This is a genomic window from Archangium sp. (assembly GCF_036389735.1).
GTDB lineage: Bacteria > Myxococcota > Myxococcia > Myxococcales > Myxococcaceae > Archangium.
Genome location: NZ_DASVWK010001050.1, coordinates 1 through 11,495 on the forward strand (window position 1 = coordinate 1; position 11,495 = coordinate 11,495).

Genomic DNA, 11,495 nt, shown 5'->3' on the forward strand with positions numbered 1-11,495 from the left:
GCGAATCGAAGAAGCTCACGGGCGCTCGATCAGCCCGCGGTGTCGTTCATGCGCAGGACCGCCAGGAAGGCCTCCTGCGGGATCTCGACGGAGCCGATCCGCTTCATCCGCTGCTTCCCTTCCTTCTGCTTCTCGAGGAGCTTGCGCTTGCGGCTGATGTCACCGCCGTAGCACTTGGCGAGCACGTTCTTGCGGATGGCGGAGATGGTCTCGCGCGAGATGATCTTCGCGCCGATGGCCCCCTGGATGGCCACCTCGTACATCTGCTTCGGGATGACTTCCTTGAGCTTCTGACACACCTCACGGCCGCGCTGGTAGGCGCGCTCCTTGTGGACGATGACGCTGAGCGCGTCCACGGGGTCTCCGTTGATGAGGATGTCCAGCCGGACCAGGTCCGCCTCCACGTAGCCGGCCAGCTCGTAGTCGAGGCTAGCGTAGCCGCGCGTGACGCTCTTGAGCTTGTCGAAGAAGTCGAAGACGACCTCGGCCAGCGGCATCTCGTACGTCACCTGCACGCGCGTGCCGCTGGAGCCCAGGTACTTCATGTCCTTCTGCACGCCGCGCCGGTCCTGGCACAGCTTGAGCACCGCGCCCAGGTAGTCGTTGGGCACGTGGATGTGGCAGGTGAGGATGGGCTCCTCGAACTTGGCGATCTTCTGCACCGGCGGCAGCTTGGCCGGGTTGTCCACCAGCAGCACCCCGCCCTGCGAGTCGGTGATGCGGTAGACCACCGAGGGCGCCGTGGTGATGAGCGAGAGGTTGTATTCGCGCTCCAGACGCTCCTGGACGATCTCCATGTGCAGCAGGCCCAGGTAGCCGCAGCGGAAGCCGAAGCCGAGCGCCGTGGAGGACTCGGGCTCGTAGGTGAAGGCCGCGTCGTTGAGCTTGAGCTTGCCGAGCGCGTCGCGCAGGCCCTCGTACTGCTCGGAGTCCACCGGGAAGATGCCGGAGAACACCATGGGCTTCACTTCCTTGAAGCCCGGGAAGGGCGCGTCCGTGGGACGCAGCTCCTCCGTCACGGTGTCACCCACCTTGGCGTCCTGGAGCTCCTTGACGTTGGCCACCAGCACGCCCACCTCGCCGGCCATGAGCTGCTGCACCGGGCGGGAGAACGGGCTGAAGACGCCCAGCTCCTGTACCTCGAAGGCCTTGTTGTTGCTCCACAGCTTGATCTTCTGCTTGAGCTTGAGCGTGCCCTCGAGCACGCGCACCAGCGTCACGACGCCGCGGTAGTTGTCGTACCAGCTGTCGAAGATGAGGGCTCGGAGCGGGGCCGCCGGATCACCCGAGGGCGGCGGCACGTTCTTCACCACCGCCTCCAGGATCTCCTTGATGCCGATGCCCTCCTTGGCGGAGGCCGGCACGGCGACGGAGGCGTCGATGCCGATCACGTCCTCGATCTCCTGGCGCGTGCGCTCCACGTCGGCGCTCGGCAGGTCGATCTTGTTGATGACCGGGATGATCTCCAGGTCGTGATCCAGCGCCATGTAGACGTTGGCGAGCGTCTGGGCCTCGACGCCCTGGGAGGCGTCCACCACCAGGAGGGCCCCCTCGCACGCGGCGAGCGAGCGGCTCACCTCGTAGGCGAAGTCCACGTGTCCCGGGGTGTCGATGAGGTTGAGCACGTACTTCTGGCCGTCGTTGGCGGTGTAGTTCATCCGCACCGACTGGGCCTTGATGGTGATGCCGCGCTCGCGCTCCAGCTCCATGTTGTCGAGGAACTGGTCCTGCGCCTCGCGCTTGGTCACCGTTCCGGTGGCACCGAGCAGGCGATCGGCCAGGGTCGACTTCCCATGGTCGATGTGGGCGATGATCGAGAAGTTGCGGATGTGAGCGTTGTCGGCCGGCATGGTTTGGGGGCCTCGGGCTACGTCGAAGCCGGCTTAGGTAACACCGAAGCCCACCAAAATCCATGCATCCGCGCACCCTCCAGGCAGCCGGACCGCCACCTGGATGCGTCACCCACCCCGGAGGGTGGGCGAGACGGCTAGCGGGCGGTGTGCTCGCGGAAGAACGACACCGTGCGGCGCAGTCCCTCGGAGATCTCCACGGTGGGCTGCCAGCCGAGCACCCGACGCGCCAGCGCGTTGTCCACGCAGGAGCGCATCTGCTCTCCCGGCCTGCCGGGGGCATGAAGGGCTGGCTTGTCCACGCCCGCCGACTGGGCCAGGAGCGTGTAGAGCTGGTTGATGTCCGTCTCCTTGCCGGTGCCGATGTTCACCGGGCCGACGACGTCCTTCTCCACGGCCAGCAGGTTGGCGCGCGCCACGTCCTCCACGTAGACGAAGTCCCGCGTCTGCTTGCCCTCGCCGTAGATGGTGCACTCCTTCCCACCGAGCAGGCGCTGGCAGAAGATGGACACCACGCCGGCCTCGCCGTGCGGGTTCTGCCGGGGGCCGTACACGTTGGCGTACCGCAGGGCCACGTACTTCATGCCGTACTGGGCCAGGTAGTAGCCGAGGTACAGCTCTCCCGAGGCCTTGGACACGCCGTAGGGCGACACCGGCCGCGTGGCATGGCTCTCGGGCGCCGGGAAGACGTCCTGCTCGCCGTAGATGGCCCCGCCGGTCGAGCTGAACACCACCTTCTGGACACCCGAGGTGCGCGCGGCCTCCAACAGGTTGAGGAAGCCGAGGATGTTGGCCTCGGCGTCGAAGCGCGGATCCTCCACGCTGCGGCGCACGTCCATCTGCGCCGCGAGGTGACAGAGCACCTGGGGACGCTCGGCGCGGATCAGCCCCGCGGCCTCCGGACTGCGGATGTCCAGGACCTCCAGGCGAACCCGGGGATCCAGGTTCTCCTTCTTGCCGCTCGACAGGTTGTCGAGCGCGATGACCTCATGGCCCGCACGTACGAACGCGTCACACACATGGGAGCCGATGAACCCAGCCCCACCCGTCACCAGGACTTTCACCGCGACGCTCCTGCCACTCATCGGTGGCGACATTGAGAAAAACTGCCGGAAGTTAGGGGATGGAGTCCCGGGCGGCAACCGCCCGGAACCACTCGATGGTCTCGCGCAGTCCCTCTTCCAAAGGTACGCGCGGCTCCCACCCGAGCAACTGGCGCGCGCGGGTAATGTCCGGTTGGCGCTGCTTGGGGTCGTCCTTGGGCAGCGGCTGGTGAACGATCCGCCCTCCCCCGCCCGCCGCGGTGCGCACGGCCTCGGCGAACTGGAGCATGGTCATCTCGCGGGGGTTGCCGATGTTCACCGGCTCGGTGACGTCCGAGAGGGCCAGCCGCACGAGGCCATCGACGAGATCCCTCACGTAGCAGAAGGAGCGCGTCTGGGTGCCGTCGCCGAAGATGGTGAAATCCAGGCCCCGCAGCGCCTGGCCCACGAAGGCGGGCACCACGCGCCCGTCGTTGAGGCGCATGCGCGGCCCGTAGGTGTTGAAGATTCGGACGATGCGCGTGCTCACCCCGCGCGAGCGCGCGAACACCATGGTGAGCGCCTCGGCGTAGCGCTTGGCCTCGTCGTAGCAGGCGCGCGGGCCGATGGGGTTGACGTTGCCCCAGTACTCCTCGCGCTGCGGGTGCACGAGCGGATCCCCGTACACCTCGGACGTGGAGGCCTGGAGGAACACCGCGCTCTTGGCCTCGGCCAGCCGCAGCCCGTTCTCCGTGCCCACCGAGCCCACGCGCAGCGTCTCCAGCGGCAGCTTCGCGTAGTCGATGGGCGAGGCCGGCGAGGCCATGTTGAAGACGTAGTCCACCGGCCCCTCCACCGACAGCCCCTCGGTGATGTCCTGGCGCAGCTCCTCGAAGCCCGGACGGTGGCGCAGGTGGGCCACGTTCTGCGCGCTGCCGGTGAGGTAGTTGTCCACCGAGACGACCCGGATGGCCCCGTCCTCCAGCACCCGCTCGCACAGGTGCGAGCCCAGGAAGCCGGAACCGCCCAGCACCACCACCCTCTGGCCCTTCATGCTCTTCTGGATCGTCATGGTCTAAAGCTCGTCGAACGAGGCCTGGCCCGGCAGCTGCGCCTTGTATTTCTCCAGCACGAGATCGATCCCCTGCCGGATGTACTCGGCCACGGGGACCTTGGTCTTCTGATTCAGCGCCTTGAGCAATTCGTTCTGCTCGGGCGTGATGTAGATGGTCGTGCTGATCTTCTTTCGGGCCATGGCGATATGTGAAAATATATGGAGTTACATGGCCCTTGAAGCGCTGTTTTCGAGCCTTGTGCACCGGGCGGCGAAACGGCGCCAGGAGTGGTGATGCCCTCGATGAGCAGGTGGATCCTGGGGGTCGCGCTGGTAGGCCTGTGTGGGTGCGCGTCCGACAAAGTAGCAAAAAGAGCGGAGTCGGCGAAGGCCGAGGCGTCCGCGCCGGAGCCCATCCGCCCCAAGCCGGCGGCCAACGAGAAGGTGACGGAGAAGGACACCAACGGCGACCGCACGGCGGACGTGTGGGTGTACGCGGTGGAGGAGCGTGGGGCGGACGGCCAGGAGCGCCAGCGGATGGTCCGCAAGGAGCTGGACATCAACTGGGACGGCCGGGTGGACCTCACCACCTATTACGACGCCCACGAGGAGCGCGAGCGCGAGGCGATGGACCTCGACTTCGACGGGAAGGTGGACTCCGTCTACTTCTACGAGAAGGGTGTCAACATCCGGCGCGAGCGGGACCTGAACGGGGACGGCCGGCCGGACGAGTGGAACTTCTACGAGAAGGGCAAGCTGGCGCGAAAGGAGCGGGACTCCAACGCGGATGGCCGGGTGGACTACTGGGAGTACTGGGAGAACGACCGGGTGGACCGCATTGGCGAGGACGTGGACGGGGACGGCAACGTCGACAAGTGGAGCCGCGAGCCCCCGGCCGGGTGAGGCACCTCGGTTGAATGGCGAGCAGCCGTCGATTCCGCATTGGACGCGACCCGGCGGCCATGCGAGGACGCGGCGCCAATGCGCGATGGAAGGACGCCGGAGCAACCCGGCCTCGGACTGTTCCGGCTGACCTGGCCGATCTTCTTCGAGTTCCTGCTGTTCATGCTGATGGGCACGGCGGACACGCTGATGCTCAGCGGTGTGTCCGACGAGGCCGTGTCGGCGGTGGGCGTGGTCAATCAGTACACGTTCCTGTGCATCCTGGTGATGGAGGTGATCTGCAACGGCGCCGCCACCGTGGTGGCGCAGTACCTCGGCGCCCGGAGAAGGCAGGAGGCGTCCCGGATCTCCGCCCTCTCCATCACGTTGAACCTGCTGCTCGGGCTCACCGTCAGCGCGTTGCTGCTGCTGTTCGGCAACGCGATCCTGAACAGGATGAACCTTCAGGGACAGGTGCTGGCGTACGCGAAGACGTACATGGGGATCGTCGGTGGGTTCCTGTTCATCCAGGCGCTCATCAACGTCTTCTCCAGCCTGCTGCGGACGTACGGCTTCACGAAGCAGTCCATGTACGTCTCGCTGGGCATGAACGTCCTGCACATCGGCGGCAACTACGCCCTCATCTTCGGCCACTTCGGGCTGCCCGAGCTGGGGGTGACCGGTGCGGCGATCTCCACCGTGATGAGCCGCGCCATCGCGCTCGTCGTCTTCGTGTGGATGCTGTACCGCGTGATGGATGTCCGGATGGTGCTTCGGGACTACCTGACGTTCTCGAAGGACTACATCCGCAAGATCCTGAAGGTGGGCGTTCCCGTCGCTCTCGAGACGGTCACGTACCACTCCTGTCAGACGGTGTTCCTGTACTACGTGACCTTCCTCGGCTCCGTGGCCCTGGCCTCCCGGCAGTACGCGATGTCGATCTCCCAGTACGTCTTCCTGTTCAGCCTCTCGACCGGGATCGGAAGCGCCATCATCATCGGGCGGCTGGTGGGGGCGAACCGCAAGGAGGACGCGTACCGACAGGCCCTGGAGAGCTTGAAGTGGGGCCTGGCCATCACCGTGCTGGTGGATGTGACCGTCATCCTGCTGCGCCAACCGCTGGTCGGACTCTTCACGGACAACGCCGACATCATCCGATTGACCTCCCAGGTAATCGTGGTGGGCCTGCTCCTGGAGACCGGACGGAGCTTCAACCTCGTCCTGGTCAACGCCCTGCGGGCCACCGGAGACGCCCGGTTCACCGTCTACCTGGGCTTTCTCTCCATGGCCTGCATGAGCGTGCCGCTGGGCTACTTCCTCGTGTTCCGCATGAACATGGGACTGGCCGGCGTCTGGTTCGCCGTCGCGGCGGATGAATGGACGCGAGGCATCACCATGTGGCTGCGGTGGAGGAGCAGGGCCTGGGAGAAACAGTCGCTCGTCACCCCGGAGGAACAGCCCGTGGTCGCCGCGCTCGGCGGGTGAGCAGCGACAAAACACGACACCGCTTGGAGACGTCTACTACCTGGGTGTCACGCCACGCAGTCCTGGAGGAACGATGAGCGGAAGCACCGATATCGATCTCATGAGCGAGAGCTTCTTCGCCAACCCCTTCCCCACGTTCGAACGGTTGCGCACCCAGGCGCCCGTCTATTTCTTCGAGCCCTTTCAGTGCTTCATCCTCACGCGCGGCGCCGATATCGAGACGCTCACCAAGAGCCCGCGTTTCTCCTCGCGGCGCGCCAACGAGATGCTGGGAGGCCTCGGGCTGCTGGGAGAGGATGAGGCGTCGAAGGAGATGCTCGCGGCCTGGTCGCGGCTCGTCTTCTTCCAGGATCCGCCCCGCCACACGCTGCTGCGTCAGCTCGTCATGAAGGGCTTCACGCCCGTGGCGCTCGAGCGCTTCCGGCCCCACGTCACATCGCTCGTGGAGCGGGCCCTGGAGAAGGGACGGCGCCAGGGGGAGATGGACGTCGTCGCGGACTTCGCGGAGCCCATCGCCATCAACGCCATCGCCGAGCTGTTCGCGCTCCCCGAGGCGGATCGACCGCGGTTCATGCGCTGGTCGAGGGACCTGCTCAAGCCCGCGGCCTCGGCGGTCGGCACGGACGAGGTGCGCAACTCCGTGCGGCGCACCTCCAACGACATGGTGGCCTACCTGAAGGATCTCGTCGAGAAGCGCCGTGCGGCGCCCGGGGAGGATCTCATCAGCCAGTTGATCGCGGGGGAGGAGGGCAATTCCCAGCTCGCGGGCGAGGCCGTCATCCAGTCCTTCCAGATGATCGGCGCGGGCTTCGTCACGTCGACGAACCAGCTGTCCAACACGGTCCTCGCTCTCCTGAATCACCCCGAGCAGCTGCACGCGTTGAGGCAGGACCCTGACCTCATCCGGGGTGCCATCGAGGAGAGCCTGCGCCATGAGCCGGCCGTGCTGTCCATCAACCGGCTGTGCGTGGAGGACACGGAGCTCGGGGGCACGCGTATTCCCAAGGGCCGCTTCGTCCACGCGCTGACCGCCGCGGCCAATCGCGACCCCGAGGTGTTCCCAGATCCGGATCGCTTCGACATCACCCGGGTGCCCAACCGGCATATGACGTTCGGGGTCGGCGCCCACTACTGCCCGGGGGCCTCCCTCGTTCGGATCGAGGTCGAGGAGGCCCTGCGCGCCTTGCTCACGCTGCCACGCTGGGAACTCGCCGGCACGCCCTACGACTACCGGGGTTCCAACCTCCAGGACCGCGGGCCCAGCTCACTGCACGTGCGCTTCCCGAGGAACTGAGTGCCCTCCCATCCGTCCAAGCCCCCGCTCCCCTGGTAGCCGCCTGACCAGAAAAGGGAGCGGAGCGGACCCTCGACTTCCCTACCAGAGCCCTGGCGACCACCGCATCCTCCTCGGGGATAGCGGGAATAAACGTCGACTGAAGCAACACCTGGAAAGGACGTATCCATGACATTCCTGTGTCGCTGGATGCTGGGTCTGGCGTTGATCGTGTCGGGGGGGATGGCGTGGGAAGCCCAGGCGGGCCGGCTGCCAGAGACGCTCACCGTGTCCAACAAACAGCTCCTGGTGGGAGGCCAGCCCTTCGTGGTGCGTGGGGTCAACTACCACCCCGTACCCACCACGGGCGATGGCAACTGGGCGGACGACTGGACCATGGACCCCAACGTCGTGCTCAGTGACTTGAGCAAGATGAAGGAGATGGGAGTCAACACCCTCCGTGTCTATGTGAAGTACGAGCGGCTGTTCGTGAATTGGAACGAGACGAACGACCCGGCCACGGATCTGACCCGGGTGGATGATAAGGTCGTCGCCAGGTACCGCACCGTCATGGCCGAGGCCGACAGGCTGGGCATCTACGTCATCCTGAATTACTCCCTCCCCGAGAACAGGGATTACCGCGATGGAAAGGGAATGGGCCTCTACGGGGACGAGCGGACCCGGCAGAAGATCCGGTTCCGCAACGTCATCAAAGTCTTCATGGACCGCACGGAGTTTCCCATGGTCCTGATGTGGGCTTTCGGCAACGAGAACAACTTCGACAACAAGCGGGGGCCGATGACGCCCCAGGAGTTGTTCGCCTTCTACCAGGAAGCGATCTCCGAGGCGAAGGGCGTGGACGCCTCACACCCGTATACCGTGGTGCTGGGAGACAACGACGCCTCGCCACCGGACATCGACAACATCAACCTGCTCAACCTGGCTCCCGCCGTGGATGTCTGGTCCCTCAACACATACAACACCGAGCAGGGCTTCAGGGACCTCATCCAGAACTACCCGGCCAACAAGCCGCTGCTCTTCTCGGAGTTCGGATATGACGCCTGCGATAGTCGCGTCGGAATCGGCTGTGACCACATCACGGCGGAGGGGCAGGGCTTCTGGCAGGCGCAGCAGAACCAGGCCGACTTCTACAGGAACCGCTGGGAGAACACGATGGCGCCCAACTTGAGCGCGGCCAACCCCACGCGCCCACTGCTGGGTGGCGTGGCCTTCGAGTGGAACGATGAGTGGTGGAAGGACGAGGGGTCGCCCCGTCACACCCATGACGACGGCGGGTTCCCCAATCGCAATCTCGGCCCCGACTACTTCTTGAACGAGGAGTGGTTCGGACTGTCCACCGCGCTTCCGGGCGGGGTGAGTACCGGCCGTTACTACCGTAGCGCCTTCTACGAGCTCAAGCGGATGTGGGCCACGGAGACCTCGCCCACCACGCCGCGGGTGCTCAACCCCAGCTTCGATCAGGATGGCTGGACGCAGCAGCCCTCGGGGTGGAGCACCTGGTCACCCACGGGGCACGAGGACGCGGACTTCGCCGAGACTTATGGCGGAAGGCAGGACAACAACTACCACGGAACGCATTACAAGACCCAGCCCTACCACGTCTTCACCTACCAGCGTCTCACGGGGCTGACGAACGGAACCTATACGCTCCGGGCCTGGGTCCGGTCCACGGGCGGACAGACCCGTGCCGAGATGCATGCCAAGGAGTTCGATGGGACCACCACGATCATCCGTCTGTCCGTGCCGGCGACGAGTGTCTGGACCCAGGTCTCCATCCCCAACATCCAGGTCACCGCGGGCCAGCTGACCTTCGGTTTCCTGTCCGAGGGCGCTCCAGCCTACTCCGCTCTGTACTTCGATGACGTGGAGGTCTTCCGCCAGTAGGCCCTACTGCGACTCGAGGCCGGCGGTCGCGCGGAACACCACGCCGTCGCCCTCGAGCGCGTAGGCCCCATCCGCCGCGCCCACGAACACGGAGGCGCCTCGGGGCAGCGCGAGCGTCTCGCCGCCCACGGACAGCCGCGCGGAGCCCTCGGTGCACAGGAGGATCTCCGGCCCCCGCCGCTCCGAGCGCGGGGACACCCCGGGGCGGAGCTGGAGGCGCGAGAGGCGGAACTCCTCCGTCGGGGTCGGGTAGACGAACTCCACCCCGTCCGTGGAGGTCGGCTGGACCAGACCGATGGGGCCACACCGGAAGTCCAGCACGCGGAGCAGCTCCGGGACATCCACGTGCTTGGGCGTGCACCCGCCCCGCAGCACGTTGTCCGAGTTGGCCATGATCTCCATGCCCACCCCGCGCAGGTACGCATGGAGGTTGCCCGCGGACAGGTAGATGGCCTCGCCCGGCTGGAGCCGCACGAGGTTGAGCAGCAGCGCGCCGATGACGCCGGGGTCTCCCGGGTACAGCTCACCGAGCCGCACGGCCCAGCGCAGCTCCTCGGAGAAGCGGCTCCCCTGCCCCACTCGCGCCGCGCAGGCCGCCACCACCGCGTCCACCAGGGGCCCGCGCTGCTCCAGCGGCAGCATCATGAGCGCCTCGAACAGGCGGGAGACGCCGTGCGCGTCGGGCGATGCCCGCAGCGGGGCGAGCAGCGGCGCGAGGAGGCCCAGGCCGAGCGAGTCGAAGAGCGCGAGCGTCTCGTCGGCGCGGCGGAAGCCGCACAGCGCATCGAACGGCGTCAGCGCGCAGATGAGCTCGGGCTTGTGGTTGGCGTCCTTGTAGTTGCGGTGCGGGGCTCCAAGCGGCACCCCGAGCTCATTCTCCCGCGCGTAGCCCTCGCGGGCCTGGACAAGGCTCGGGTGGGTCTGGAGCGACAGCGGGGTCTCCGCCGCGAGCACCTTGAACAGGAACGGCAGCTCGTTGCCGAACCGGCGCGTCACCGCCTCACCGAGCTCCCGCTCCGGCGCGGATTGGAGGATCTCCAGCAGCGACTGCACGCCCGACTCCCGGCGCACGCGCGACGGGGCGCCCGGGTGGGCTCCCATCCACAGCTCGGCCTGGGGGTTGGCGGAGGGAGCGGGTTGCCCGAGCAGTTCGGCGATGGCGGTGCGCGAGCCCCAGGCGTACGGCTGGATGACGTTGTCGAGGAGGTACATTGCAGCGGCGCCCATAGCACTCCGGGCACCGCCCCGCCATGTACTGGCGGACTCAGTTCGCGGCGGCCACGAAGGCCTGGAGCTGGGTCTCGCGCTTGAAGTCCGCCAGATACCGGGACGCGGCCTCCTTCGAGGCGAAGCTCCCCATCCGGACCCGGTACCAGGTGCCCTTGTGGGGGACCTCGGCGGCGAGGATGAAGGGCGCATAGCCCCGATCCCTCAGCTTCGCCGCGAAACGCTCGGCCTCCGGACGGTTCTGGAAGGCGGAGAGCTGGAGGGTGAAGGCGCCTCCCGGTACGGCCTCGGTGGGACGCTGGGTGGCCCGGGCGATGGCGTCCTTCAGGCCGGTACCCGGTGTGGTGGTGCGGGTAGGCGTGGGCGCGGGCTCCACCTTGCCGGGCGAGGGAGCGGGCTTGTTCTCCGCGACCTTTGTCTCGGTCGGCTTGGGCGCGGCCGGTTTGGGCGCGGCCGGCTTGGGCGCGGCGGGCGCGTAGTCGTCGTCCGTGGGGGCGGCCGTGGGCTCGGCGGCCTCCGGGGTGGCGGGGGCCTCGGCGACGGCCTCGGCGGGCTTGGGCGGCTCGACGGGCTTCGGCTTGGGCGCCGGCGGAGGGATGGCGACCGTGACGGTGCCGGGCTTGGAGGGCGCGGTCTCGGAGACCGTCTTCTTGGTGAGCTCGTCCTGGAAGGTGAGCGGCGACTCGGTCTCGCGGGCCTGCTGGAGGGCCTGGGCGTTCGCGTCGAGCGCGGACAGGAGATCCGGCGCGGCGGCGGTCTGGGCGTTGCCGGCGAGCTTCTTGCCGACCACCACCCCG

10 protein-coding genes are annotated in these 11,495 nt (G+C 67.0%); 4 read left to right on the forward strand and 6 right to left on the reverse strand.

The window, feature by feature from the left end; translation table 11 throughout:
- Positions 1-29 precede the first annotated feature (29 nt).
- From lepA to VF794_RS37475, 4 genes are all read right to left on the reverse strand, one after another.
- A complete protein-coding gene (gene lepA / locus VF794_RS37460) occupies positions 30-1,850 on the reverse strand; it encodes a translation elongation factor 4 (protein ID WP_331118106.1) in 1,821 nt (606 codons plus the stop codon).
- Positions 1,851-1,987: 137 nt separating this feature from the next.
- The gene (locus tag VF794_RS37465; protein WP_331118108.1) at positions 1,988-2,914 is read right to left on the reverse strand and encodes an NAD-dependent epimerase/dehydratase family protein; all 927 of its coding nucleotides are present in this window, start codon (positions 2,912-2,914) and stop codon (positions 1,988-1,990) included.
- 52 nt (positions 2,915-2,966) lie between these two features.
- Positions 2,967-3,926: a UDP-glucuronic acid decarboxylase family protein gene (locus VF794_RS37470; protein WP_331118124.1), complete on the reverse strand. Its 960-nt coding sequence runs from the start codon at positions 3,924-3,926 to the stop codon at positions 2,967-2,969.
- 21 nt (positions 3,927-3,947) lie between these two features.
- A complete protein-coding gene (locus VF794_RS37475) occupies positions 3,948-4,127 on the reverse strand; it encodes a ribbon-helix-helix domain-containing protein (RefSeq protein ID WP_331118110.1) in 180 nt (59 codons plus the stop codon).
- A 102-nt stretch (positions 4,128-4,229) separates the two neighbouring features.
- Here VF794_RS37475 and VF794_RS37480 point away from each other — a divergent pair, with 102 nt between their 5' ends.
- The 4 genes from VF794_RS37480 (at position 4,230) to VF794_RS37495 (ending at position 9,471) form a co-directional block, all read left to right on the forward strand.
- The gene (locus tag VF794_RS37480) at positions 4,230-4,829 is read left to right on the forward strand and encodes a hypothetical protein (RefSeq protein ID WP_331118112.1); all 600 of its coding nucleotides are present in this window, start codon (positions 4,230-4,232) and stop codon (positions 4,827-4,829) included.
- A gap of 78 nt (positions 4,830-4,907) precedes the next feature.
- Positions 4,908-6,293: an MATE family efflux transporter gene (locus VF794_RS37485; protein ID WP_331118114.1), complete on the forward strand. Its 1,386-nt coding sequence runs from the start codon at positions 4,908-4,910 to the stop codon at positions 6,291-6,293.
- Between the two features lie 73 nt (positions 6,294-6,366).
- Positions 6,367-7,587, forward strand: a complete 1,221-nt coding sequence (locus VF794_RS37490) for a cytochrome P450 (RefSeq protein ID WP_331118116.1) — start codon at positions 6,367-6,369, stop codon at positions 7,585-7,587.
- Positions 7,588-7,755: 168 nt separating this feature from the next.
- A complete protein-coding gene (locus VF794_RS37495) occupies positions 7,756-9,471 on the forward strand; it encodes a cellulase family glycosylhydrolase (RefSeq protein WP_331118118.1) in 1,716 nt (571 codons plus the stop codon).
- Positions 9,472-9,474: 3 nt separating this feature from the next.
- On the opposite strand, the gene manA is transcribed toward VF794_RS37495, so the two are convergent.
- Together manA and VF794_RS37505 are read right to left on the reverse strand one after the other, a co-directional pair.
- Positions 9,475-10,683 (reverse strand): mannose-6-phosphate isomerase, class I, encoded by a 1,209-nt coding sequence (gene manA / locus VF794_RS37500; protein WP_331118120.1) that lies wholly within the window; start codon positions 10,681-10,683, stop codon positions 9,475-9,477.
- 52 nt (positions 10,684-10,735) lie between these two features.
- The coding region (locus VF794_RS37505) for an SPOR domain-containing protein (RefSeq protein WP_331118122.1) at positions 10,736-11,495 on the reverse strand (760 nt) is incomplete at its 5' end.

Excerpts from the sequence above, each read along its gene's own strand:
- lepA (WP_331118106.1), bottom strand. The coding sequence starts at position 1,850 with ATGCCGGCCGACAACGCTCACATCCGCAACTTCTCGATCATCGCCCAC.
- VF794_RS37470 (WP_331118124.1), bottom strand. The coding sequence starts at position 3,926 with ATGAAGGGCCAGAGGGTGGTGGTGCTGGGCGGTTCCGGCTTCCTGGGC.
- VF794_RS37475 (WP_331118110.1), bottom strand. The coding sequence starts at position 4,127 with ATGGCCCGAAAGAAGATCAGCACGACCATCTACATCACGCCCGAGCAG.
- VF794_RS37480 (WP_331118112.1), top strand. The coding sequence starts at position 4,230 with ATGAGCAGGTGGATCCTGGGGGTCGCGCTGGTAGGCCTGTGTGGGTGC.
- VF794_RS37485 (WP_331118114.1), top strand. The coding sequence starts at position 4,908 with ATGCGCGATGGAAGGACGCCGGAGCAACCCGGCCTCGGACTGTTCCGG.
- VF794_RS37490 (WP_331118116.1), top strand. The coding sequence starts at position 6,367 with ATGAGCGGAAGCACCGATATCGATCTCATGAGCGAGAGCTTCTTCGCC.
- VF794_RS37495 (WP_331118118.1), top strand. The coding sequence starts at position 7,756 with ATGACATTCCTGTGTCGCTGGATGCTGGGTCTGGCGTTGATCGTGTCG.
- manA (WP_331118120.1), bottom strand. The coding sequence starts at position 10,683 with ATGTACCTCCTCGACAACGTCATCCAGCCGTACGCCTGGGGCTCGCGC.